This is a genomic window from Mesorhizobium sp. M0621 (assembly GCF_040320745.1).
GTDB lineage: Bacteria > Pseudomonadota > Alphaproteobacteria > Rhizobiales > Rhizobiaceae > Mesorhizobium.
This window is the reverse complement of sequence record NZ_JAMYQF010000043.1, coordinates 19,373-42,797: the sequence shown is the minus strand read 5'-3', so window position 1 is coordinate 42,797 and position 23,425 is coordinate 19,373. Positions and strand designations below refer to the sequence as shown.

The 23,425-nt window shown below is 62.9% G+C and carries 21 protein-coding genes and 1 tRNA gene; 15 read left to right on the top strand and 7 right to left on the bottom strand.

The window, feature by feature from the left end; genetic code table 11:
* Positions 1 to 116 precede the first annotated feature (116 nt).
* Positions 117 to 851 (top strand): TetR/AcrR family transcriptional regulator, encoded by a 735-nt coding sequence (locus tag NKI38_RS24445; protein WP_352661764.1) that lies wholly within the window; start codon positions 117 to 119, stop codon positions 849 to 851.
* 58 nt (positions 852 to 909) lie between these two features.
* Here the strand turns inward: NKI38_RS24445 and yihA are convergent, their stop codons facing one another.
* The 5 genes from yihA to rpmH form a co-directional block, all read right to left on the bottom strand.
* Positions 910 to 1,569, bottom strand: coding sequence for a ribosome biogenesis GTP-binding protein YihA/YsxC (gene yihA / locus NKI38_RS24440; RefSeq protein WP_352661761.1), 660 nt, complete (start codon positions 1,567 to 1,569; stop codon positions 910 to 912).
* Complete coding sequence (locus NKI38_RS24435) at positions 1,566 to 2,204, bottom strand: CatB-related O-acetyltransferase (protein WP_352661758.1); 639 nt, start codon at positions 2,202 to 2,204, stop codon at positions 1,566 to 1,568. Before NKI38_RS24435 ends, yihA begins: the two co-directional genes overlap by 4 nt.
* Before the next feature lie 563 nt (positions 2,205 to 2,767).
* Entirely contained in the window at positions 2,768 to 4,579 is a 1,812-nt protein-coding gene (gene yidC, locus NKI38_RS24430) for a membrane protein insertase YidC (protein WP_352661755.1), read from the bottom strand.
* A gap of 14 nt (positions 4,580 to 4,593) precedes the next feature.
* Entirely contained in the window at positions 4,594 to 4,947 is a 354-nt protein-coding gene (gene rnpA / locus NKI38_RS24425) for a ribonuclease P protein component (RefSeq protein ID WP_091575737.1), read from the bottom strand.
* 16 nt (positions 4,948 to 4,963) lie between these two features.
* The gene (gene rpmH / locus NKI38_RS24420) at positions 4,964 to 5,098 is read right to left on the bottom strand and encodes a 50S ribosomal protein L34 (protein WP_008833937.1); all 135 of its coding nucleotides are present in this window, start codon (positions 5,096 to 5,098) and stop codon (positions 4,964 to 4,966) included.
* A 280-nt stretch (positions 5,099 to 5,378) separates the two neighbouring features.
* Here rpmH and NKI38_RS24415 point away from each other — a divergent pair, with 280 nt between their 5' ends.
* Together NKI38_RS24415 and NKI38_RS24410 are read left to right on the top strand one after the other, a co-directional pair.
* The gene (locus NKI38_RS24415) at positions 5,379 to 6,872 is read left to right on the top strand and encodes an ATP-binding protein (protein WP_352661752.1); all 1,494 of its coding nucleotides are present in this window, start codon (positions 5,379 to 5,381) and stop codon (positions 6,870 to 6,872) included.
* Between the two features lie 253 nt (positions 6,873 to 7,125).
* Positions 7,126 to 7,202: transfer RNA gene (locus NKI38_RS24410), tRNA-Arg, on the top strand.
* 326 nt (positions 7,203 to 7,528) lie between these two features.
* Here NKI38_RS24410 and NKI38_RS24405 read toward each other — a convergent pair.
* A complete protein-coding gene (locus NKI38_RS24405) occupies positions 7,529 to 8,245 on the bottom strand; it encodes an alpha/beta fold hydrolase (protein WP_352661749.1) in 717 nt (238 codons plus the stop codon).
* A gap of 48 nt (positions 8,246 to 8,293) precedes the next feature.
* On the opposite strand from NKI38_RS24405, the gene NKI38_RS24400 reads away from it, so the two are divergent.
* The 4 genes from NKI38_RS24400 (at position 8,294) to NKI38_RS24385 (ending at position 13,796) form a co-directional block, all read left to right on the top strand.
* Positions 8,294 to 9,052, top strand: coding sequence for an SDR family NAD(P)-dependent oxidoreductase (locus tag NKI38_RS24400; RefSeq protein WP_352661746.1), 759 nt, complete (start codon positions 8,294 to 8,296; stop codon positions 9,050 to 9,052).
* 396 nt (positions 9,053 to 9,448) lie between these two features.
* Positions 9,449 to 11,152, top strand: a complete 1,704-nt coding sequence (locus tag NKI38_RS24395) for a phospholipase D-like domain-containing protein (protein WP_352661814.1) — start codon at positions 9,449 to 9,451, stop codon at positions 11,150 to 11,152.
* A 566-nt stretch (positions 11,153 to 11,718) separates the two neighbouring features.
* On the top strand, positions 11,719 to 13,233 hold the full coding sequence (locus NKI38_RS24390; RefSeq protein ID WP_352661743.1) for a multicopper oxidase family protein: 1,515 nt from the start codon (positions 11,719 to 11,721) through the stop codon (positions 13,231 to 13,233).
* Positions 13,230 to 13,796, top strand: coding sequence for a cytochrome c (locus NKI38_RS24385; protein ID WP_352661740.1), 567 nt, complete (start codon positions 13,230 to 13,232; stop codon positions 13,794 to 13,796). The genes NKI38_RS24390 and NKI38_RS24385 overlap by 4 nt, the downstream gene beginning before the upstream one ends.
* Positions 13,797 to 13,869: 73 nt before the next feature.
* Here NKI38_RS24385 and NKI38_RS24380 read toward each other — a convergent pair whose 3' ends face one another.
* On the bottom strand, positions 13,870 to 14,571 hold the full coding sequence (locus NKI38_RS24380; RefSeq protein ID WP_352661737.1) for a GntR family transcriptional regulator: 702 nt from the start codon (positions 14,569 to 14,571) through the stop codon (positions 13,870 to 13,872).
* Positions 14,572 to 14,810: 239 nt separating this feature from the next.
* On the opposite strand from NKI38_RS24380, the gene NKI38_RS24375 reads away from it, so the two are divergent.
* The 8 genes from NKI38_RS24375 to gloA2 all read left to right on the top strand — a co-directional run bounded on the left by NKI38_RS24375 (position 14,811) and on the right by gloA2 (position 23,388).
* Positions 14,811 to 15,851, top strand: a complete 1,041-nt coding sequence (locus tag NKI38_RS24375) for an ABC transporter substrate-binding protein (RefSeq protein ID WP_352661734.1) — start codon at positions 14,811 to 14,813, stop codon at positions 15,849 to 15,851.
* A gap of 79 nt (positions 15,852 to 15,930) precedes the next feature.
* The gene (locus tag NKI38_RS24370) at positions 15,931 to 17,013 is read left to right on the top strand and encodes an ABC transporter ATP-binding protein (protein WP_352661811.1); all 1,083 of its coding nucleotides are present in this window, start codon (positions 15,931 to 15,933) and stop codon (positions 17,011 to 17,013) included.
* Complete coding sequence (locus tag NKI38_RS24365; protein WP_352661731.1) at positions 17,013 to 17,939, top strand: ABC transporter permease; 927 nt, start codon at positions 17,013 to 17,015, stop codon at positions 17,937 to 17,939. Before NKI38_RS24370 ends, NKI38_RS24365 begins: the two co-directional genes overlap by 1 nt.
* Positions 17,936 to 18,736: an ABC transporter permease gene (locus tag NKI38_RS24360; protein WP_352661728.1), complete on the top strand. Its 801-nt coding sequence runs from the start codon at positions 17,936 to 17,938 to the stop codon at positions 18,734 to 18,736. The genes NKI38_RS24365 and NKI38_RS24360 overlap by 4 nt, the downstream gene beginning before the upstream one ends.
* A 63-nt stretch (positions 18,737 to 18,799) precedes the next feature.
* On the top strand, positions 18,800 to 20,386 hold the full coding sequence (gene ggt / locus NKI38_RS24355) for a gamma-glutamyltransferase (protein ID WP_352661725.1): 1,587 nt from the start codon (positions 18,800 to 18,802) through the stop codon (positions 20,384 to 20,386).
* 90 nt (positions 20,387 to 20,476) lie between these two features.
* Complete coding sequence (locus NKI38_RS24350) at positions 20,477 to 22,003, top strand: acyl--CoA ligase (RefSeq protein WP_352661722.1); 1,527 nt, start codon at positions 20,477 to 20,479, stop codon at positions 22,001 to 22,003.
* A 2-nt stretch (positions 22,004 to 22,005) separates the two neighbouring features.
* Complete coding sequence (locus NKI38_RS24345) at positions 22,006 to 22,986, top strand: 2-dehydropantoate 2-reductase (protein WP_352661719.1); 981 nt, start codon at positions 22,006 to 22,008, stop codon at positions 22,984 to 22,986.
* Between the two features lie 18 nt (positions 22,987 to 23,004).
* Complete coding sequence (gloA2, locus tag NKI38_RS24340; protein ID WP_352661716.1) at positions 23,005 to 23,388, top strand: SMU1112c/YaeR family gloxylase I-like metalloprotein; 384 nt, start codon at positions 23,005 to 23,007, stop codon at positions 23,386 to 23,388.
* The last annotated feature ends 37 nt before the right edge of the window (positions 23,389 to 23,425 follow it).

Sequence of the window (23,425 nt, the reverse complement as noted above, 5' to 3'; positions counted from 1 at the left end):
AATGTAATAGTACTGAACCGTTCGGTTCGATCTGGACGTTGACATAGCGCGTAAAGAGGACCATATCAAGTGCAATCGAACCGGATGGTTCGAATTATTTTCGAGGTGTGACCTTTATGGCCGAGACTCTGCCCAACGTCGAAACCGACCAGTGTGGCGATTTGCTGGACAGCTTGCGCCGCGGTCGCCCGGCGGCAGGACAGGACCCGGTCAAGCGCAGCCAGATCATCGATGGCGCCCGGCGTGTCTTCATCGACAAGGGCTTCGAAGCGGCGTCGATGAACGACATCACCCGCGAGGCCGGTGTCTCCAAGGGCACGATCTATGTCTACTTCGCCAACAAGGAAGAGCTGTTCGAAGCGCTGATCGAGGAAGAGCGCGGCAGCATCTTCAAGAACATGTATGACATGCTGGAGAAATCCGACGACCTTCGCCAGACACTGGTGAAGTTCGGCAAGGTGCTGGCGCTCAAGATCACATCAGCCAAGGTCATCCAGGCACAGCGCACGGTGATCGGCGCATCCGACCGGATACCCGACATGGGCGCGCGTTTTTATGAACGCGGACCCAAGCGCGGTCACGATAAGGTCGTGGCCTTTCTCAATGCTGCCATCGAGCGCGACCTGCTGCGGATCGATGATGTCGATCTCGCCGCCTATCAGTTCACTGAACTGTGCTTGGCCAGTCTGTTCCGCCAGTGCATCTTCGCCTACCGAACCAAGGCCCCGTCGCAGGACGAGATCGACCACATCGTCACGTCAGGCGTCAGCATGTTTCTGAAGGCTTACGGCACCGAAAGGCTCGTGGCGGAAGAAGGCCACAAGACGATTGCCATCGAGGCCAAGCCTTAGCTTTTGTTTCTGCGCAATTTCCCAGGGGAAAGCGCTATCCGCTTCCTTGGGAATTGTTCTATCCGCCATTGGCGGCAAGCACGATCGCGGCCTGCAATTCCTCGAGGCCCTCGGCCTTTTCCGAAGATGTCGCCAGAACGAACGGAAACGCCGCCGGCCGCTTCTTGATCTTTGCCAGCGTCTCCTCGATCAGCCGCGGCACGCCGGCAGCCTTGATCTTGTCGGTCTTGGTCAGCACGATCTGATAGGACACCGCCGCCTTGTCGAGCAGTGACAGCACTTCATCGTCCTTGGCCTTGATGCCGTGGCGGGCATCGATCAGCACATAGACCCGCTTCAGCGTGACGCGACCCTTGAGATAGTCGAAGACGAGCTTGGTCCACTCGTCGACCTTCTCCTTCGGCGCCGTGGCGTAGCCATAGCCCGGCATGTCTACCAGCGCCAAGGGCGGCAGGTCTGCACCCTCTCCCGAAAATCCGTCCGGTACGAAATAATTGAGCTCCTGCGTGCGCCCCGGCGTGTTGGAGGTGCGCGCCAGTCCCTTCTGATTGACCAGCGCGTTGATCAGCGACGACTTGCCGACATTCGAGCGGCCAGCAAAAGCTATTTCCGGCGGTCCTTCCGGCGGCAGGAACTTCATGGCCGGCACGCCACGAATGAAGATCCACCCCCGTGCAAACAGGTCGGTGCCGATCGTGCTGCTGTTTAGAGCGTTCAAGCTGCTGCCTCCAGAAGAGAAATATTGGCACCCCGGATAGCATCGAGGTTGCGGCTGATCTTGTCCACCGGCCAGTCCCACCAGGCCACCGCCAGCAGCCGCCTGATCGTCCGGTCGTCGAAACGCATCTTCACCACCTTGGCCGCATTGCCTGCGACGATCGCATAGGACGGCACGTCGTGCGTGACCACCGACTTCGCGGCAATGATGGCGCCATGGCCGATCGTAACGCCGGGCAGGATCACCGCCTCCATGCCGATCCAAACGTCGTTGCCAACGATCGTGTCGCCGCGCACTTCCTTGGACCATGTCGCCGGGTCAAAACCCTTTTCCCAACCATGGCCGAAAATATTGAACGGGTAGGTCGAAAAGCCGGACATGGCGTGGTTGGCGCCGTTCATGATGAAGCGCGCGCCTTCGGCGATGGCGCAGAACCTGCCGATGATGAGCTTGTCGCCAATGAAGGGATAATGATGCAGCACGCATTTCTCGGCGAATTTGTCCGGCCCATCGGGATCGTCATAATAGGTGAAGTCGCCGATCTCGATGTTCGGCGCGCTCACCAGTCCCTTGAGGAACCCGACACGCGTGTGCATCGGGATCGGGTGCTTGATGTTGGGGTTGGGTCCGTCCATGTCGAGATCCGTCAAAAAAATGGCCGCCAGGCGCATCCGAAATCCGCATGCGCCTGTCCAAAATAGCGTGATCCGCCCTATAGCACCAATCGGCTGACGAGCGAGCTTTCGATGGCGGCTTTGCTCATTTGCCGTCGCCATAGGCCAAGGTCGATGACAGCGCCGCCAAGAAGCGATCTCCTGGACCAGCCGGCGTCGATCTGACTCGACAGGCCAAACCCTACAGATCTTCGAGTCCAAGCAAAAAGAACCGGGGCCCCGTGGAGGCCGACAGGACCCCGGTCTGCCGCAACGGCCTCCCAAACACCGGCGCCTTTGCGCCGGAAGCCGTCTTGGCAAGGGTATCTTGCCGCCGTCGCGAAAACACGGTAGCCGCAATCCATGGCCTGTGCAAAGGCGTGCCGAAGCGCATGCCGCAGGGAATGGCAAAGCGCAGTTACGAGGTGCGTCAGGCCAAAGTTTCGCCGCAGATTGGAAATCGGTCGGAATGGGATGCCTCGCCGACAAGAAAGCCCCGGGCAATGAACTGACCGGGGCTTTTGATTTCGCAGAGGCAACGCCTGCTATTCTGCCGGCGACGGTTTCTTTCGGAACAGCGCAACCAGATTGTCCCACAGCTCGATCTTGGCGCCCTGGCGCTTCATGATCACGCCCTGCTGGAGGATCGACAGCGTGTTGTTCCAGGCCCAGTAGATAACGAGGCCGGCCGGGAAACCCGCCATCATGAAGGTGAAGATGACCGGCATCCAGGTGAAGATGGCCGCCTGCGTCGGGTCCGGCGGCGTCGGGTTCATGCGCATCTGCAGGAACATGGTGACGCCCATGATCAGCGGCCAGACGCCGATCATCAGCATATGCGGCAGCGTGACTGGAACGAGGCCGAACAGGTTGAAGATCGAGGTCGGATCCGGTGCCGCCAGATCCTGGATCCAGCCGAAGAACGGCGCGTGCCGCATCTCGATGGTGATGTAGAGCACCTTGTAGAGCGAGAAGAAGACCGGGATCTGCAGCGCCACCGGCCAGCAGCCGGCGAGCGGGTTGATCTTCTCGGTCTTGTACAACTCCATCATCGCCTGCTGCTGCTTCATCTTGTCGTCCGCGTATTTCTCGCGGATTTCGAGCATTTTCGGCTGCACCTTCTTCATGTTCGCCATCGACGCATAGGACTTGTTGGCGAGCGGGAAGAAGATGGCTTTGACGATGACGGTGGTGGCGAGGATCGCCAGGCCGAAATTGCCGAAGAATTTGTAGAGCGTGTCGATCAGCCAGAACATCGGCTTGGTGATGAAGTGGAACCAGCCCCAGTCGATCAACAGGTCGAACCGCTTGATGTGGCGGTCTTCCGCATAGGCATTGATCTTGGCGACTTCCTTGGCGCCGGCGAAGATTTCGCTCTCCACCGTCGCCGACTGACCGGCATCGACGGTGATCGGATCGGTCAGGAAGTCAGACTGATAGCGATGGCGGCCGTCCTCGAAATAGGCGTAGCGCGGCTGGAACGGCTGCTTCTCCGTCGGCACCAGCGTCACCGCCCAGTATTTGTCGGTGATGCCAAGCCAGCCATCGGTCGACTTGCCCGGCGTGGCCTGCTTGTCCTTTTCGATGGACGCGTATTTGTGTTCCTGCAGGCCTTCGGTGCCGGTGAAGCCGATCAGGCCTTCATGCAACACATAGGTGCTGGCGACGAGCGGCTTGTCGAAACGGGTGACGCGGCCGTAGTTGGACAGCGAGACGGCGGCCGTGCCCGCATTCTGCACCGTGTCGGAAACCGTGAACATGTAGTTGGTGTCGACGGAAAAGGTGCGCTTGAAGGTCAGGCCCTTGTCGTTCGAATAGGTCAGCGTGACCGGCGTTGTCGGCGTCAGCGTCGCATTGCCGTCGACGGCCCATACAGTCTCGGGACCGGGCACCGCGCCGGTCTTGTCGTTACCGACAAAGCCGATCTCGGCATAATAGCCATTGGGCAGTGCTGCCGGGTTGAGCAGGCTGATCTCGGGCGAGTTCTTGTCGACCGTTTCGGTGTAGTGCTTGAGCTTGAGGTCGTCGAGACGGGCGCCGGTGAGGTTGATCGAACCCTCGAGGCTCGGCGTGTCGATCTTTGCGCGGGTCGTGGTGGCCAGTGCCTGTTCGCGGCCGGCCGGCGTCACGGCGTCGGTGCCGGGTGCATTCGGAATGGCGCCGGGTGCGGCGGGCGTTCCGGTGTCGGTGCCGGGCTTGGTGCCCTCGGCCTTCTTCTGCTCCTCGACACGCTGCTGTTCGATGCGGGCCGCCTCGCGCTGGGCTTCGCTGCGCGGCAACACATAAAAATACTGCCATACCGCCAGGATCAGCACCGACAGCGCGATGGTGATGAAGAAGTTCCGGTTGTTTTCCATCGAAAGCCCTTGGCCTATCGTGTTCCGCGCAGTCGGCGGGAGAGTTCGGCCTTCAACTGGCCGAACGGAATGGTAAGCACGTCTTCGCGCCCGACGATCACATAGTCATTGCCAGGCGCCATGTCACTTGCCGCATGCGTACGCACAGCTTCTCGCAGCCGCCGCCGGACGCGGTTGCGGACAACCGCATTGCCGACCTTCTTGGTGACGGTGTAGCCGACGCGCGGCGACAGGCCGTCGCCGCGGTCGAGAACTTCAACGAGGAAAAGCCGCCCGCGTCGCTTTTCACCACGACGGACGGCCAGGAATTCCGCGCGCTTCAGAAGCCGCTTGGGATTTGGTCCCACTGGCTTGCCGGTTGCGGGCAACGATCTCGTCTTCCGTTCAGGCGCTGAGCCGCTTGCGGCCGCGGTTGCGGCGAGCTGCGACGACGCCGCGACCACCCTTGGTGGCCATGCGCGCACGGAAGCCGTGCCGACGTTTGCGGACGAGTTTAGACGGTTGGTAGGTACGCTTCATTTGTTTTAATACCGCGGGGTGCGGCCCTTCTTGATTCTGTCACTGTGTAACAGGAGCTTTGCCGGGCCGGTTTTGGCGCGATCGAAACCGCGCCGGGACGAATGGCCCGAGCGTGTGCGGGCTTATAGAAAGAAGGCTTTTGGAAGTCAATCCGGCGTCGTCGGGCCGAAACCCCGGCGTCGTCCAGGCCGGTTTATGTTTCCGACCAAGGATGAAATTGGCAAAAAAGCCGTAATCGCCTAATCTGCGATGATCAAGTGATTGTGAAGACATGGACCGCATGAGCGAAACCATACAAGCGCAGGAAGGGACCGGCGCGGCGGAGCCCACCACCGTGCGCACGGTGCCGCTGTCGCGCGGCCTGTCGACCAAGCTGCTGCTGCTGACCATCGTTTTCGTGCTGCTAGCCGAAGTGCTGATCTTCCTGCCCTGGATCGCCAGCTACCGGCTGAACTGGCTGAAGGAGCGGCTGAGCACGGCCGCGGCGGTGTCGATCGTGCTGGTGCAAGGTGAATCCACCTCGCTGTCGCGCACGGCCCAGAACGACGTGCTGATGGCAATCGGCGCCAAGGCGATCGCGGTGCGCGATGGCGGCGTCTCGCGGCTGCTGGTGGTGGCCGAAATGCCGCCGAAAGTCGATGAACATATCGATATCGCCAGCATCGGCATGATCAAGGGCATGACCGGCGCGCTCGACACGCTGTTTTTCGGCGGTGACCGGATGCTGCGCGTTTTCGGTCCGGTCGGCGACTCCGACAAGGAGTTCGAGCTGATCATGCCGGACAACAGTCTGCGCAATGCGATGCTGCGCTATTCGCGCAACGTCGCCTTCGTCTCGCTGCTGATCTCGCTGTTCACCGCCATGCTGGTCTATGCCGCGATCGACCTGATCATGATCGGGCCGATCCGGACGATGACGCGCTCGATGCTGTCCTTTTCCGAAGCCCCCGACGATCCTGGACGCATCATCCATCCGGCCGCCCGCGCCGACGAGATCGGCGTTGCCGAGCGCGAGCTGTCGCAGATGCAGGAGCGGCTGCAAAAAATGCTCTCCGAGCAGAAGCACCTTGCCGACCTCGGCCTTGCCGTCTCCAAGATCAACCATGACATGCGCAACATCCTGGCTTCGGCGCAGTTGATGTCGGACCGCCTGCGCCAGGTCAAGGATCCGACCGTGCAGGCCTTCGCGCCGAAACTGCTGCGCGCACTCGACCGTGCCGTCTCCTATTCCGAAGGCGTGCTCGCCTATGGCCGCACGCAGGAGCCGCCACCGGCGCGCCGACGCTTGAGGCTGCGCCAGCTGGTCGAGGACGTGCACGGCCTGCTCGACATCGGGCAGGGCATCGAGTTCGTCAATTCCGTCGAACCGACCTTCGAGGTGGACGCCGATTCCGATCAGCTGTTCCGCGTGCTCACCAATCTGTGCCGGAACTCCGTGCAGGCCATGGCGGCAGACAGTGAAAGCGCCCTGGTGCGCCGCCTGGCGGTGTCGGCCGTGCGGCTGGGCAGTGTCAGCCGCATTGCCGTCAGCGACACCGGCCCCGGTCTGCCGGCCAAAGCGCGGGAGAACCTGTTCGCGGCGTTCCGCGGCTCGGCCCGCAGCGGCGGCACCGGTCTTGGCCTGGCGATCGCGCACGAGCTGATCCGGGCGCATGGCGGCACAGTGGAACTGGTCGAAAGCATCGGCGGACGCACCACATTCGCCGTCACCATCCCCGACCAGCCGGTCCGGCTCGACCAGGCCCGCAGCAACGGCCTGCGCCGCCCGGCATGACGGGCCGGGCAGTGTCGCCCGCCGCTCGTGCCTTACAAGGTAGATGCTTCTTCCCACTGAGGAGGACCCGCCTCGGCTTCGGAACCGTTTCGGGGCGCCTGAATCCGGGCCGTCATCACCGGCCAGGGCACTTGTGACAAAACTTTTGCCGGATCGACTTGCTTTTCGGAAATTCAGTCGCTAGGGAACACGTCTCGTCGCGGCCGGTCGTTCACGATCGGATCGCGGGGTCATGGAAAACATGGCCTGATGCGCGCCCGTAGCTCAGCTGGATAGAGCACCAGACTACGAATCTGGGGGTCAGGAGTTCGAATCTCTTCGGGCGCGCCAAATTTCACATTGCGCTTGAGCCAATGCTTCGACCTGCTCGGACCTACGCAAGTACACGGCTGGGTGAGCCTGCGTCCACGAACTCCCGTATCAACTCGGCAGCCCTGGGCCCCTGCGTCTCCAGAAGGAGATGACCTGCGTCGAAGACGTGAGCTTCCATCCGGGGAAGATCGATGAGCCACGACTGAACCTCTGCAATATCGAAAAAGACATCGTGGCGACCCCAAAGAAGCATCGCTCGGGGTTGATGCTTCGCCAGGTAGTCGGCCACCTCCCCGAACCGGTCGACATATCGGCCGTAGTCGACTAGGAGCGCCTTCTGCAGATCAAGCCGCCCCCGGCAGGCACATGACCCGCCAGTCTTCAATCCAACGCTCGGCATCGATCTGCGCCGCGATCTCGGGCGGCAGGCCGGCGACGTACTGGTCGCGGGTTCCCTCAAGGGTCAAATGGGCGGTGGCGGCTTCCTCGTTGCTGGCATTCGGCGCAGCCCAGAAGTCCAATGTGGCTGCCCACTGCGGACCAAAGCCGGAGCGGTGGGCATTGGCATTCTGGATGATGAGGCCTTCTACAAGTTCCGGAGCGCGCATGGCGAGATGAAATGCCACGGGAGTGCCGAAATCATGCAAATAGAGAAACCTGCGGCCCACGTTGAGACGCGTAAGCAGCTCTTCGATCGCGTTGGCCAGCATATCGAACGATGGCTCAGGGGGGAGATCGGACGCGCCAAATCCGGGAAGGTCGGGTGCAACGACATAGACGGTGCCGGAGAGCCGGGCGATCACGTCGCTGAACATCCGAGAGGAATTCGGGAAGCCATGCAGCAGGACGAGCGCGGGTTTGGAGACGTCGCCGGCCGTCCGGACAGCCACCTCGCCGCCAGAGGACAAGGATATTTTCTGGATCTCCGGCACGTCCTTTTTCCTCCACGCCTGTGCGATCGCCACAATGCACCGTTCGTTCGATTCGACTTTCGGATTTTTAGAGAACGCAAAGCGGTGCGGAATGTTGCAGAGCCAAGTCTTCGCGGGGCTGTTGCCCAAAGCGCGTGGTAAGACCGGGGGCGGAAACCAGCGGAGCCTGATTTGACCATGCCTTCTTCCACCATCAAACGCGCTTTGATCACCGGGGCCGGTGCGGCCGACGGCATCGGCTTTGCCGTTGCGCGGCCGCTCGGCCGTGCCGGCCATGCCGTTTTCCTCACCGGTGCCAGTGCGCGTGTGTTGGATCGCGCCGCCGAGCTTAGTGCCGAAGGCATTGATGCGAACGCTGTAATTGCCGATCTCACCAAGGCTGCCGATGTCGCGCGGCTGCGCGCTGATGTCGGTGCGGTCGATATACTGGTCAACAATGCCGGCATGGGCTCGCTGGCATCGCCATCGGTCGATAAGGCGTTTCTCGCCATGACCGAGGCCGACTGGGATCAGGGGATAGACGTCAGCCTGAAGACGGCATTCCTCGTCACAAAGGCGTTTCTGCCGGCGATGGTCGAAGCGGGCTATGGGCGCATCGTCAATGTGGCGTCGGTCACCGGGCCGCTGGTGTCTTTCGAAGGCACATCAGCCTATTCCGCCGCCAAGGCCGGCATGGTCGGCCTGACACGCACGCTGGCGCTGGAAGTGGCGAAAAGCGGTATCACGGCCAATGCCGTGGCTCCAGGCTGGATCGAAACGGGATCGTCGAGCGAGATGGAGCGGCAGGCTGCCCTGCATACGCCGCCGGCGCGAGCCGGACGGCCGGATGAGGTCGCCGCAGCGGTGGTGTTCCTAGCCTCGGAAGGCGCCAGCTATGTCAACGGCGCCCTGCTAGTGGTCGATGGCGGCAACAGCCTTCAGGAACGCAAGGGCTGAAGGCCAAGTATTTCGGCTTATGTTCTACATCTTCGATAACGGTCCAAGCAGAACGCATCTTGTGTGTGTCGAAGCTGCAGCCTTGACAAGCCATCGAAGGACTGAGGCCCTTTCAGCGGGGGACTTCTCTCAAGGGGACAATTCCAAAATTGAATGCGACGGCATCATAGCACGCACGCTATGGTCTGCTATCTGCCAGTATTATATTGACTATTACTCCTTACGGCTATGTCGATAGCCCAACCGCAAAACCTTCGTAACGATACTTTTATTTCACGTTCCATCGTGATAGCATTCAGTTCTCTACCCTTACTTACTCACGATTAAAAGAGCTTCGTTCTGAGGGTGCAACCTGCCGCGGTGGCGGGCGACCGTTTGTGCTATGGGGGCAGCGGAATGGCCGGGGAGTTTCAGGTTGCGGGCAAGAATGCATCGGCGCCGTTCGCGCTGAAAGTGCATCGCGGCGACGGCATGGCGCTGCTGGCGATGAACTGGCGCAACGGACAGCCGCCGCGAGATTTTGTCGGGTTCGCCATCGAGTACCGCGTGCCAAACGAGACGCGGTTCTTTGCGGTGCCTAACCGGATCGCCTTTCCGGGGCCGGCGGGTGCGGTCAATCCCAACAAACTGTCGTCGCGGCTATCGCCGATCCAGAAGTTTCGCTGGGTGCATTTTCCGTTTAATGCCGAGATCCCCGGTGACTACACCTACGTGGTGACGCCGGTGTTCATGGACGACAGGCAGTTGCTGAGCTATGGCGAGCCGCAGACTGCGGACATCGAACTCCGGCGCGAGACCTATCCCGGCGCGCTCAACGTGGCGTTCACGCGGGGCTTCGTCTCATCGCAGGCCTTCGTCGACCGCTGGGATCAGTTTGGGCCGATCTCGACCCTCTTGCCAGAAGATGCCGACGACGGGCTGGTGTTTACTCCGACCCACCCAAAGACGGAACAGGCGTTAAGTTGGATGGGGTTCGAGGCGCGGCATGCGATCTACGAGACGCTGGATGAGGCGATCGGCGATGCGAGCGCCAAGGTCTGCATCGTGGCCTATGACCTCAGCGAGAAGGGGTTCGTCGACCGGCTGCGGCAGCTGGGGCCGCGACTCAAGATCATTATCGACGACGACGGCAAGCACGGTGAGGCGCATTCGGGCGAGACGCAGTCGGCAGATATTCTCATCGCCTCGGCTGGCGCCGCCAACGTCAAGCGTCAAAATATGGGCAAGCTGCAGCACAACAAGATGATCGTGGTCGATGGCAACCAAGTGAAGAAGGCGATCGGCGGCTCGACCAATTTCAGCTGGCGCGGCTTTTACGTGCAGTCGAACAACGCGATGATCTTCACCGGCGCCGCGCCGGTGCAGGTGTTCCGCGAGGCGTTCGAGGATTTCTGGGCCGAAACCGGATTCGGCACCAGCCGATCGGCAAGCTGGCGCGACCTGGGGATCGCCGGCGTGGAGGTCAAGGCGACGTTTTCGCCGCATGCGGCGGCCAACGCGCAACTCAGCAAGATCGCCGACGACATAGACGCTACGAAATCGAGCCTGCTGTTCTCGCTGGCGTTCCTGTGGCAGACGCCAGGGGCAATCCGCGATGCGGTGGGACGGGTGCGGGACAACGACGCGCGCTTCGTCTACGGCATTTCCGACAAGAAGGTCGGCGGGCTTGATGTGCAGAAGCCGGACGGCAACCCACCGGCGGTGTTTCCCACCGCGCTACTGAAGGGCAGAACCCCGGCGCCGTTCAAGGCCGAGCCGGTGGGCGGTAGCGGCAACCGCATGCACCACAAGTTCGTGGTGATCGACTTCGACAAGCCTAGCGCACGTGTCTATCTTGGCTCCTACAACTTCTCCAAGGCGGCCGACGTTACGAATGGCGAGAACCTGATCCTCGCCCGGGACCGGCGGATTGCCGTGTCCTATATGGTGGAAGCGCTGCGGACGTTCGACCACTACCACTTCCGCATAGCGCAGCAGGAAGCCAAGACTGCCGGTACCAAGCTGCAGCTGAAGCTGCCGCCGGCGGCCGGGCAGGATGCGTGGTGGCTCAGGGACTATACCGACGTGCGACGGATCAAGGACCGCGAGATGTTCTCGTAAGCAAGAAGGGGCAGTTCCCTGGCGTAGAAGCATCGGTCCGCCCTGTATTGAGGGGCATGTCCGCTGCGGGCGCCACAAGCGGACGCAAGGCGTGGTCGCTCACAGCCTGCTGTTCGAGGTTCCTTTGAGCTCTCCATCGCTAAGTTAACGATGTTGGCGATCCGCACCGCTCGGTACCATTCGATCACCCTTGCCCACAACAACGATCGGTGCCCAGTTCGCATCGCCCAAAGGGTCGGCTCGCTCAAATCCAGAAAGGTTGCGCATCGTTGGCCTGCTGGTGGTCGATGGCGGCAACAGCCTTCAGGAGCGCAAAGGCTGAAGGCTCAAAGGCGCTTCGCCGGAACGACAGGTCATTCACTATCGGAATAGCGGGTTCAGATTCACACTACTTCGCGCGTAGCGCGGCTCGTATGGAAAGTTGTGCCAACTGCGAATGAACGCGGTCGCGGCCGATACGATCCCGTACGTGTCGACTATCTCGCTTGACCTTCCAGCCACTGGAACCCTTAGGGTCGCGCGAGGCCTTCCGGCGGGCCTTTCATCGGGAAGCAAGGAGCGAAGAAATGCATCGACGCCGATTTCTGGCGGCAGGCCTGGCGACGGTTCTGACGAGCCCACGCGTGCTGGCGCAGACGAAGATGGACGATATGTCCATGCCCGGCAGGGATATGGGCGGCCATGCCGGCCACGACATGGCCGCGATGGGGCAAGACGCGGTCACCCTGCCCGACGGCCAGGCTTTGCGCGACCTGCCGGTGCTCGCCAACGAAGCCGGCCGGCCAGGTCTGTTCAAGGCGAGGCTGACGGCGGAACCTGCCATCGCCAGGTTCGCCGAGGGGCGCGACACTCCGATCCTTGCCTATAACGGCATGAGCCCGGGGCCGCTGATCGAGGCTTTCGAGGGCGATCGTGTCGAGATCGTGTTTGCCAACCGCATCGATAACAAGGCGAGCACCATCCACTGGCACGGCATGCCGGTGCCCGCCGACCAGGATGGCAATCCGATGGACCCGGTTGCGGAGGGCACCGAGCGCGTCTACACCTTCGAGCTGCCGGAAGGCTCCGCGGGCTCCTATTGGTATCACCCGCACCCGCACGGCAGGACGGCAGAGCAGGTCTATCGCGGGCTTGCCGGCGCCTTCGTCGTCAAGGCCAAAGCCGATCCCGTCCCGGCCGAATATGGCGACACTGTGCTGATGTTCACCGACCTTAGACTTGCCGCCGATGGCTCGATACCGGGCAACAGCACGAGCGATCTGATGAACGGCCGTGTTGGTGACCACGTGCTGGTCAACGGTCAGAAAAACCCCAGGCTCTCGGTGGCAAAAGGCGTCAAGCGACGCCTACGCCTCTACAACGCCACCAATGCACGCTTTCTAAGGCTCGCCTTCGACGGCGCAGCGATGACCGTCATCGGGACGGATGGCGGGCTGCTCGCGGCGCCGGTGGCGGCGGATGAGATCCTGCTCAGTCCGGGCGAGCGCATCGAGCTGGTGGCATCCTTCGACAGGCCCGGTCCCATTACCTTGTATACGCTCGACTACGACCGTGGCTGGATGGGCCCCGGCCGCCCGGCCGATGCAGGGCTGACGCTGCTGACGGTCGATGTCTCGGAAACCGAAGCCGAGGGGGTGCGGCAGCTGCCGGCGAGGCTGCGGCCGATCTCACCGCTCGCCGCCCCTATCGTCAGCCGGCGGCTCGTCTTGACGGAAACCATGGCGATGAATCCCACCGGCATGGAGATGAGCTTCCTGATCAACGGCAAGCCCTTCGACATGGGACGCGTCGACTTCGTCGCCAGGGCCGGCGAGACCGAGCTGTGGGAGATCGTCAACCAGGCTGACATGGACCATCCCTTCCACGTCCACGGCACACAATTCCAGGTCATCGAGCACGAGCGTGCCGGCGCGGTGTCCAAGCCGCCCTATCTCGCTTGGAAGGACACGGTGAACGTCGCGCGCGGCGAGACGGTGCGGCTCCTGCTGTGCCACGATAGGCCGGGGCGGCGCATGTATCACTGCCACATCCTCGAGCACGAGCAGCTCGGCATGATGGGCATGCTCGACGTCATGTCATGAAGGCCGGCATCGCGTCCAGGACGGTGATACTGGCGCTGGTCAGTTCGCTGAGCCTCTCCTCGCCGCAGGCCGTCGCCTCGGGTGACGGGATCGTGGCCGAACGGCAGGCTTCGATGAAGGCGATGGCGGCGGCGGCGAAAACCATCGCGGAGATGTTCGACGGCAAGCGCGCTTATGACGCTGCCGGCTTCAAGGCGGCGGCCGAGGCGCTCGGCGCCCGTACCGGCCCCGCCCTGATGGCCGAATTCCCGGCGAGCACGCTGGGCGCGCCGTCGGGCGCCAAAACGGAAATCGACCAGGCGCGGTCAGAATTCGAGGCACTCGCCAACCACATTGGCGGGCTCGCCGGTGCATTGGCAGCCAAGGCCGAAGCAGCGCCTGCCCAGATCACCGGCGACATGCGCATGGGCGCAATGACGTCAATGGACGGGGGCAGTCTGCTCGGCAAGCGGCTGAAGGCAACGCAAGCGGATCCGACCAGATTGCCAGCGGAGCATCTCCTGCATCTTATCCTCCAGGATTGCTCAAGCTGCCATTCCAAGTTTCGGCAAAAGGTGGAATGAGAATGGGCGATCGTACCGGCGTGCGACTTATTTGCCTCGTGCAGCGATACGGAATGCCGCGAACGCCCCAATGTCACGACGCCTTGGCGAGAAAATTCCGATAGTCCGACTTGGCCTGCAGCAAGCGCAGCACATTGTCGCGCGATCCGCGCACATGGGCACGGGCCAGGGTGCCGGCGCGGCTGGCGTCGCCGGCGCAGATGGCGTCGACGATTTCGGCATGCTCGTCGCGGGCAATCTTCCATTCGTCCAGCCACAGCAGCTCGGTCCAGACATAATGCTGGCACTTATCGAGGATGCCGCACAGCATGCCGTGCAGCATCACATTGCCGCTGATTTCGGCGATGACACGATGCAGGTCGATGCCGACTTCCAGCTCCTGGAATTTTTCCCTGTTGGTGCGTTCCGGAATGGCGGCGAGGCGCTCGCATTCGGCCAGCATGGCGCGCAGCCGCGCCTTGTCCTGTTCCGTAGCAGCGGTTGCTGCCAGTTCCGTCGCATGGCCATCTAGCAGCTCGCGGATCTCGAAGGCCTCGCGGAACATGTTGATGTCGAATTCCGTGACGACATAGCCCTGGCGCGGCCTGCCGGTGACCAGCCCATCGCGCTCGAGGCGGTTGAAGGCCTCGCGCACCGGCGTGCGGCTGACACTGAGCTTCACGGCGATGTCGTTTTCGGTGACGCGCGAGCCCGGCGGAATCTGGCCGGTCACGATCATCGCCTTGAGCGAGGAATAGACCGAGTCGCGCAACGTATCTTTGGTTTCCTTGGCCAAGATTCCCTTCCCACTTCTCCGGTCTTTCAGCCGGAACACGCATAGCTGTAGCCGCAGTCGGCGTAATTTGCCACGCCCGGCGAGGCCCGTCCCCCTCCACTTTGTCCGGCACGAAACGCGTTCATGCGATCGCGCCGGTCAGTGTTGACAAGATCGACTGCTAGGCTACACTCAAAATTGTATACAAGATAGCATGCGAAATCAAAAACAAATGGGAACACCGGTTGGAGAGCCGAAACATGAACAGAACCAAAAGCGTTAGCTTTGTTGCGATGGCGAGCCTCATGGCCTCGCTCGCTGCCCCCGCAATGGCGGGCGACACCATCACCGTCGCCTCATGGGGCGGCACCTATCAGGAGGCGCAGACCAAGGCGTTCTTCAAGCCGACCGCCGATGCGCTCGGCATCACCATCAAGGAAGACACCACCAACGGCCTCGACGACGTGCGGCTGCAAGTGACCGGCAATGCGGTGAAATGGGATATCACGGAATTGGGCGCCGACGAATGCGCGCGCGGTTCGAAGGAAGGCCTGTTCGAGAAGCTCGATTACGGCATCATCGACAAGAGCGGCATCAACCCAAAGCTGGTTCATGACGACTGGGTCGGCATTTCCTACACGTCGGTCGTGCTCATCTACCGGACCGATGTTTTCGGCGACAAAGGGCCGAAGACATGGGCCGATTTCTGGAACGTCGAGAAATTCCCGGGACGGCGCGCGCTGAGCGGCAGCCAGGCCACGGAAACGCTGAGCGTTGCCGCACTTGCCGAGGGCATTCCGATCGACAAGGTCTATCCGGTCGATATCGACGGCGCGGTGAAATCGGTCGACAAGATCCGCGGCCATGTCGACGCCTGGTGGACCTCCGGCGCCCAGGCCATGCAGCTGGTCAAGGACGGCGAAGTCGACATGGCGAGCATCTGGAACGGCCGCGCCGGCACCTTGAAGAAGGAAGGCGCGCCGATCAGCTTCTCCTTCGACCAGGGTGTGCTGACCGCCGACTGCATGGTCATTCCCAAAGGCGCCAAGAACAAGGAGGCGGCCATGAAGGCGCTGGCGATGTTCGTCAGCCCGCAATTGCAGGCCAATCTGCCGCTCTATGTCGACAATGGGCCAGCGAATGAAAAGGCCTTCGAGACCGGCAAGATCCCGCCGGACCGGATCAAGGACATCAATTCGTCGCCCGAAAACGTCAAGAAGCAGGTGCTGCAGGATCCCGAGTTCTGGCGCGACAATCTGGTCGAGGCGACGGAAAAATTCAACAATCTGATCCAGCAATAGGCCGCGGCCGCAACCCAAACCACGGCAGGGCGGCGTTTCGCCCTGCTTCTGCCGCCTCAGCCCTTAGGAGACGATGATCTTGTCCATTGCGCCATCCGCGCTGCCGATCAGCATGCGCCGGATCGAGAAACGATTTGGCAGCGTGCCGGTGCTGCGCGACCTGAACCTCGATGTCGAGGCCGGCGAATTCCTGACGCTGCTCGGGCCTTCCGGCTCCGGAAAGACGACGCTGCTGATGATCCTGGCCGGCTTTGTGCGGGCCAATGCCGGCTCGATCAGGGTCGGCGACGAGGAGATCATCACCACGCCGCCGCACAAGCGCAACATCGGCATGGTGTTCCAGAACTACGCGCTGTTTCCGCATATGAACGTCTTCCACAACATCGCCTTTCCGCTGAAGCAGCGCGGCGTCGCTGCCGCAGAGACGGCCGAGCGCGTGGAAAAGGCGCTCGATCTGGTGAAATTGCAGGGCCTGGGCGAGCGCCGTGTCGACCAGCTTTCCGGCGGCCAGCGCCAGCGCGTGGCGCTGGCGCGCGCCATCGTGTTCGAGCCGCGCATCGTGCTGATGGACGAACCCCTGTCGGCGCTCGACAAGGGCCTGCGCGAGCATATGCAGATCGAGCTGCGCAGCCTGCATCGCCGGCTTGGCATGACCACGGTCTATGTCACGCACGACCAGCGCGAAGCGATCACCATGTCGGACCGCATTGCCGTCATGAATGCCGGCCGCATCGAACAGCTCGACCGGCCCGAAACCCTCTACGCCACGCCGCAGACGCGGTTCGTAGCCGGCTTCATAGGCGAATCGAATTTCATTCCGGTCGAGTGTCGTAATGGGTCGGTCTGGTACGAGGACAGACGAATCCACACCGCAGCGCCGGCGCCTGCATCGGGCCAGCACTTGATGGTGGTGCGGCCGGAAAAGCTGCGACTGCTGGCAAATGCCGAACCGGCAAACGGCGTCAACGTGCTCGATGCGACGCTCAGCGACATCATCTACCAGGGTGACAGCTTCGTCTGCTACGCAATGCTGCGCGACGGCCGCCAGCTGACATTGCGCGACTATTGCCGCAGCGACGTGCTGGCCAAAATGCCGGCTCCCGGCCAGCCGGTCAGGCTCGGCCTCGATGCACAGGACACGATCCTGGTGGCGGCGGACTGATGAGCGCGCAATCCACTCTCATTGAAGAGACTTGCAGCCGTACGGGCCGGGAGTTGAACACGCAGGCGCTACGCACTGATGCACGGCGCGAGTCGTTGCGGCTGATGGCGCTGCTGTCGCCGAGCCTGCTCCTCGTCTTTGCCATCATCATCGTGCCGATCGGCTGGTTGTTCTGGCTGTCGCTGTTCGACGAGGCCGGCGCGCTGAGCGCCGCCAATTATGCGCGCTTCTTCGAACAGGCCTCCTACATCAAGACCTTCGTCACCACCTTCAAGGTCGCCTTCATCGTCACCGGCGCCTGTGTCCTGCTTGGCTATCCCCTGGCCTACATGCTGTCGCAACTGCCGCGCCGGGCGGCGTCGATCTGCCTGATCTTCGTCATCCTGCCGTTCTGGACGTCGGTTCTGGTGCGCACCTATGCCTGGCTGGTGATCCTGCAGCGCAAGGGGCTGATCAACAGCTGGCTGATCGACCTCGGCGTCATCAGCCAGCCGCTGTCGCTCGCCAACAATCTGTCGGGCGTCGTCATCGGCATGACGCACATCTTGCTGCCGTTCCTGGTGCTGCCGCTCTACGCCTCGATGAAGACGATCGACACCGATTGCCTGCGCGCCGGCATGAACCTCGGCGCGGGTCCGGTCGCCACCTTCCGGCAGATCTTCTTTCCGCTGTCGCTTCCGGGGCTCGCCTCAGGCGTGGTCATCGTTTTCGTGCTGTGCCTGGGCTTCTTCGTCACCCCTGCGCTGATGGGCGGCGGCAAGGTGGTCATGTGGGCCATGCGCATGGAGCAGACCACCAGCCTCTATTCCAACTGGGGGGCGGGTGCCGCGCTCGGCGTGGTGCTGCTGGTGGTTACACTGGCGCTTCTCGGCCTGTTCCAGTGGCTGCTCGGTGCGCGCGCCACCGGTGTGTGGAGTTCACGATGAGCGAGGACATCGGCCTGCCTATTTCGCACCGGCAACGCCTGTGGCTCTACTGCCTCGGCGGTCTCGTGCTGTTGTTCCTGATCGCGCCGTCGGTCATCATCGTCGTCATGTCGTTTTCGGATTCGACGCTGCTGCAATTCCCGCCGCAGCAATGGTCGCTGCGCTGGTACCAGACCTATTTCCAGTCGCTGGAGTGGCGAGACGCGACCATCGTTTCGGTCAAGGTGGCTGTCATGACCGTCCTCGTCGCGACACAGCTCGGCACCGCCGCAGCCTACGCGATCAACAGGGGCACGCTGCGCTTCAACGGCACCATCAATGCGCTGCTGACGGCGTCGCTGATCGTGCCGGTGATCCTGATCGGCATCGGCACCTTCTTCCTCTATGCGCGGATCGGGCTCAACAACACGCTGACCGGGCTGGTCATCGCGCATACGGTGCAGGCCTTGCCGCTGGTGGTGCTGACCGTGCTGTCGGGACTGCGCTCCTACGACATGAACCAGGAACGGGTGGCGCGCAGTCTTGGCGCCGGACGTGTCGCCGCGTTCTGGCAGGTGACCATGCCGCAGATCCGCTTCTCGATCGTCTCTGGCGCGCTGTTTGCCTTCATCACCTCCTTCGACGAAGTGGTGGTTTCGCTGTTCATCTCAGGCGGCGAGACGACGACATTGACGCGCCGCATGTTCAATGCGCTGCGCGACCAGATCGACCCGACGATCGCCGCCATCTCGACCTGCCTGATCGTGCTCTCGGTCGTGCTGTTGTCGGTTGCGCAGATCTTCGGGCGGCGGCATTGATTCAGATGACCAATTCGCAGAAGTGACCAATTTGCAGAAGTGACTAGGGGATATCCAGACAGAATGCGTGATTTCCAGTTTCCCGGCCGCTCGCCGGTTCGTGCCACTGAGGCGGTTGCCGCTACGTCACATCCGCTTGCAACCCTTGCCGCCATCGAGATGCTGCGCTCCGGCGGCAATGCCATGGATGCCGCCGTCTGCGCCGCCGCGGTGCAGGCGGTGGTCGAACCGCAGTCGACCGGCATCGGCGGCGATTGCTTCGTGCTCTATAGCCCGGCAGGGCAAGGCAATGTGCTGGCCTTCAATGGTTCAGGCCGGGCGCCAGCCAAGGCGACAGTCGACTGGTATCTGGAAAAAGGCTTCGACCGCATCCCGCTGCAGGGCCCGCACGCGGTGACCGTGCCGGGCGCCGTCGATGCCTGGAGCCGCCTGCTCGAAGACCATGGCCGCAAGGGCCTTGCCGAAGCGCTGGCGCCGGCCATCCATTATGCCGAAAACGGCTATGTCGTGCATGACCGCGTCGCCTTCGACTGGGCCGAGCCGGAGACCGACCTGTCGGCCGACGAGCATGCAGCTCGCATCTTCCTGCCGGGCGGCAAAGCGCCGAAGGCCGGCGACGTCCACCGTCAGCCGGAACTGGCGGCCACCTTGCGCATCATCGCCACGCATGGCCGCGCCGGATTCTACGAAGGTGCCGTCGCCGACGATATCGTGCGCCGGCTCAACGAATTGGGCGGGCTCCATTCGGCCGAGGATTTTGCGGCAACCAGAGGCGACTATGTGACGCCGGTCAGCACCTCCTATGGCGGTCATGACATCCACCAGATGCCACCGAACAATCAGGGGCTGACGGCGCTTTTGATGCTGAATTTGCTGTCGGGTTTCAAGCTTGGCGGGCTGGACCCCAATGGCGCCGAGCGCCTGCATCTGGAGATCGAGGCAGGGCGGCTGGCTTACCGCGACCGTGACCGCTACGTCGGCGACCAGGATCATGTCCCGGTGCCGGTGAAAGAGCTTCTCTCCAGCGCCTATGCCGACCGGCTGCGCGCCGAGATCGACCGCGACCGCGCCATGACGCATCTGCCGCGTGTGGACCTGCCCGGCAGCGACACGGTCTACATCTCCATCGTCGACCGCGACCGCAACGCCGTCTCGTTCATCAACTCGACCTACTATTCGTTCGGCAGCGGCGTGGTCAGCCCGAAGACCGGCATCGTGCTGCAGAACCGCGGCTCGAGCTTCCGCCTCGACCCGGCGCACCCGAACGCGATCGCGCCCGGCAAGCGGCCGATGCACACGATCATGCCCGGCATGGCGACGAAGAACGGCCATGTCGTGATGCCGTTCGGCGTCATGGGTGGCGGCTACCAGCCGTTCGGGCATGTCCACCTGCTCACCAACATGCTCGACTTCGGCATGGACCCGCAGCAGGCGCTGGATGCCCCGCGGGTGTTCTACAATGATGATACAGTGGAGGCCGAACGCAGCGTGCCCGCCGAGGCGATCGACGGTCTGCGCCGGCGCGGCCACCGCATCACCGAACCGCATCATCCGCTTGGCGGCGGACAGGTGGTGCTGATCGACTGGGAGAAAGGGACGCTGACCGGCGCCTCCGATCCGCGCAAGGATGGTTTGGCGCTTGGCTACTGAGGCGATCCGTTGTCCAATGGCGTATCCATATCGAGGCAAGCCCGTTAGCGAGGCTCCCGCCAATACTCGTTCGGAATCCAACCGGTGATCATGGCCAATATTGCAAATCCCAAAGACCTCTCCCGTCGTCTCGCCGCCGGCACCGATGATGCGCCCGCGATCCTGGCCCCCGACAGGGCGACGCTCACCCATGGCGGTTTGCGCGACCTGATCGCCGACACAGCGAAACAGCTGCATGCGCGCGGCATCGGCCGGGGCGACAGGGTGGCGATCGTGTTGCCGAACGGGCCGGAGATGGCCACCGCCTTCGTCGCCGTGGCGGCCGCCGCCTCGACGGCGCCACTCAATCCCGCCTACCGGGCCGACGAGCTTGATTTCTACCTGACCGACATCGGCGCCAAGGCGATCCTAGTCGCGGAGGGCGAGACCGGACCGGCGGTGACGGTGGCCGAACGCCTCGGCATCGGCGTGCTGCGGCTTGTCGTGCAGCCCGACACACCCGCCGGCAGTTTTGCCATCGAGGGCCTAGCGATCGGACCGCCGGCAGCGCCCGACATGGCGCGGGATGATGACATCGCGCTGCTGTTGCATACCTCCGGCACAACATCGCGTCCAAAACTGGTGCCGCTCAGCCATGCCAACATCGCGGCCTCGGCCGCCCATATCGGCGCGACGCTTGGCCTGACGGCCGATGACCGTTGCCTCAACATCATGCCGCTGTTCCACATTCACGGCCTGATCGCGGCCGTGCTGTCGTCGTTGGCATCAGGCGGCAGCATCTACTGCACGCCCGGCTTCAACGCGCTGCGCTTCTTCCAGTGGCTGGGCGAGGCGCGGCCGAGCTGGTACACGGCGGTGCCGACCATGCATCAGGCGATCCTGCCGCGCGCAGCGCGCAATGCCGAGGTGCTGGCAGCGGCGCGTCTGCGCTTCATCCGTTCGTCCTCGGCGTCGCTGCCGGCGCAAGTGATGGCCGAACTGGAAGCGACCTTTGGCTGCCCGGTGATCGAATCCTACGGGATGACCGAGGCCGCGCACCAGATGGCGTCGAACCGGCTGCCGCCGGGCCAGCGCAAGCCGGGCAGCGTCGGTGCCTCCGCCGGGCCGGACGTGGCTGTGATGGCGCCCGACGGGCGGCTGCTCAAAGCCGGCGAGACCGGCGAGATCGTCATTCGCGGCCCCAATGTGACTGATGGCTACGAGAAGAACCCGGATGCCAACGCCACGGCGTTCGCACATGGCTGGTTCCACACCGGCGACCAGGGCATGCTGGACGAGGACGGCTATCTCAGGGTCACCGGACGGCTCAAGGAGATCATCAATCGCGGTGGCGAAAAGATCTCGCCGCTCGAGGTCGACGATGTGCTGATGGACCATCCGGCGGTGGCGCAGGTCGTCACCTTCGCCATGCCGCATGACAAGCTTGGCGAGGAGGTGGCGGCAGCGGTTGTGCTGCGCGACGGCATTAGTGCCACCGAGGGCGACATCCGCACCTATGCCGGGACGCGGCTTGCCGATTTCAAGGTGCCGCGCAAAATCCTGATCCTGGACGAGATCCCCAAGGGCGCGACCGGCAAATTGCAGCGCATCGGCCTCGCCGCCAAACTCGGGCTTTGACGATGAAGATCACCATCTTCGGCGCCGGCGCGATCGGCGGCTATCTCGCGGCCAAGCTTGCCATGGCTGGGCGGACCGATCTTTCGATCGTCGCGCGCGGCGCCCATCTGGAAGCGATCAAGGCAAATGGCCTGCGCCTGATCGAGGATGGCCGGGAAATTTCGGTCCCCGTCCGGGCCGCCGCCAAGGCAGAGGAACTTGGCGCCCAGGACTATGTCGTGCTGGCGCTGAAGGCTCACTCCCTCACGTCAGCCCTCGACCAGATCGCGCCGCTGCTTGGGGACCACACATCGGTCGTCACCATGCAGAACGGCGTGCCGTGGTGGTACTTCCATGGCGTTGGCGGGCCGCTCGAAGGCACCAGGCTGAGCGCGGTCGATCCGGGCGGCGCGATCTGGCAGCGGATCGGGCCGGAGCGCGTCATCGGCTCGGTCGTCTATCCCGCCGTCGAAGTCGATGCGCCCGGGCTCATCCGTCATGTCGAGGGCAAGCGCTTCTCGCTCGGCGAACTCTCCGGCGAGCGCAGCGAACGGGTTACACTTCTGGCCGAGGAAATGGTCAAGGCCGGCCTGCAGGTGCCGGTGCGCGACGACATACGCAGCGAGATCTGGGTCAAGCTGTGGGGCAATCTTTCCTTCAACCCGATCTCCGCGCTGACCGGCAGCACGCTGGCGGCGATCGTTGCCGACGATGGCACCCGCACGCTGGCCCGCACCATGATGCTGGAGGCGCAGGCGATTGGCGAAAGCCTAGGCGTGCGTTTTCCCATAGCGGTCGACCGGCGCATCAAGGGCGCAGGCGATGTCGGTGAGCACAAGACCTCGATGCTGCAGGATCTCGAGCGCGGCCGGCCGATGGAGATCGACGCGCTGGTGGCCGCAGTCCAGGAACTTGGCCGGCTAACGGACAAGCCAACCCCCACCATCGATGCCGTGCTGGCACTGGTGCGGCGGCTGGCGGTGGAGCGCGGGTGTTATGGGTGAGGGCGGGCTTGGAGTAGCATGCTGAACGCCATTCACCACGTCGCGCTGATCTGCACCGACTACGACCGGTCGCGACGGTTCTACGTCGAACTCCTAGGCCTCGATCTGATCCGGGAGGTCTATCGGGAAGAGCGGCAGTCATGGAAGGCGGATCTGCGGATCGGGTCGGTCCAACTGGAATTGTTCTCCTTCCCTGCACCAGCGATGCGGCCGTCCCATCCAGAGGCGACAGGCCTGAGACATCTGGCATTTGCCGTGGCGAGCCTTGATCCCGTAATCATGCGCCTGGAAGCCGCAGGCGTTGCCGTTGAGCCAATCCGGATCGACCCATATACAGACCAACGGTTTACCTTTTTCAGGGATCCGGATGGATTGCCGCTGGAACTCTACGAAGCCCCATAGGGAACGGTTCGCTTTCGCGACGGGCGCTGTGTACTGC

Bases quoted from the DNA above. Each gene is read 5' to 3' on its own strand.
- NKI38_RS24445 (WP_352661764.1), top strand. From the start codon at position 117: ATGGCCGAGACTCTGCCCAACGTCGAAACCGACCAGTGTGGCGATTTG.
- NKI38_RS24435 (WP_352661758.1), bottom strand. From the start codon at position 2,204: ATGGACGGACCCAACCCCAACATCAAGCACCCGATCCCGATGCACACG.
- yidC (WP_352661755.1), bottom strand. From the start codon at position 4,579: ATGGAAAACAACCGGAACTTCTTCATCACCATCGCGCTGTCGGTGCTG.
- rpmH (WP_008833937.1), bottom strand. From the start codon at position 5,098: ATGAAGCGTACCTACCAACCGTCTAAACTCGTCCGCAAACGTCGGCAC.
- NKI38_RS24415 (WP_352661752.1), top strand. From the start codon at position 5,379: ATGAGCGAAACCATACAAGCGCAGGAAGGGACCGGCGCGGCGGAGCCC.
- NKI38_RS24400 (WP_352661746.1), top strand. From the start codon at position 8,294: ATGCCTTCTTCCACCATCAAACGCGCTTTGATCACCGGGGCCGGTGCG.
- NKI38_RS24395 (WP_352661814.1), top strand. From the start codon at position 9,449: ATGGCCGGGGAGTTTCAGGTTGCGGGCAAGAATGCATCGGCGCCGTTC.
- NKI38_RS24390 (WP_352661743.1), top strand. From the start codon at position 11,719: ATGCATCGACGCCGATTTCTGGCGGCAGGCCTGGCGACGGTTCTGACG.
- NKI38_RS24385 (WP_352661740.1), top strand. From the start codon at position 13,230: ATGAAGGCCGGCATCGCGTCCAGGACGGTGATACTGGCGCTGGTCAGT.
- NKI38_RS24375 (WP_352661734.1), top strand. From the start codon at position 14,811: ATGAACAGAACCAAAAGCGTTAGCTTTGTTGCGATGGCGAGCCTCATG.
- NKI38_RS24365 (WP_352661731.1), top strand. From the start codon at position 17,013: ATGAGCGCGCAATCCACTCTCATTGAAGAGACTTGCAGCCGTACGGGC.
- NKI38_RS24360 (WP_352661728.1), top strand. From the start codon at position 17,936: ATGAGCGAGGACATCGGCCTGCCTATTTCGCACCGGCAACGCCTGTGG.
- ggt (WP_352661725.1), top strand. From the start codon at position 18,800: ATGCGTGATTTCCAGTTTCCCGGCCGCTCGCCGGTTCGTGCCACTGAG.
- NKI38_RS24350 (WP_352661722.1), top strand. From the start codon at position 20,477: ATGGCCAATATTGCAAATCCCAAAGACCTCTCCCGTCGTCTCGCCGCC.
- NKI38_RS24345 (WP_352661719.1), top strand. From the start codon at position 22,006: ATGAAGATCACCATCTTCGGCGCCGGCGCGATCGGCGGCTATCTCGCG.
- gloA2 (WP_352661716.1), top strand. From the start codon at position 23,005: ATGCTGAACGCCATTCACCACGTCGCGCTGATCTGCACCGACTACGAC.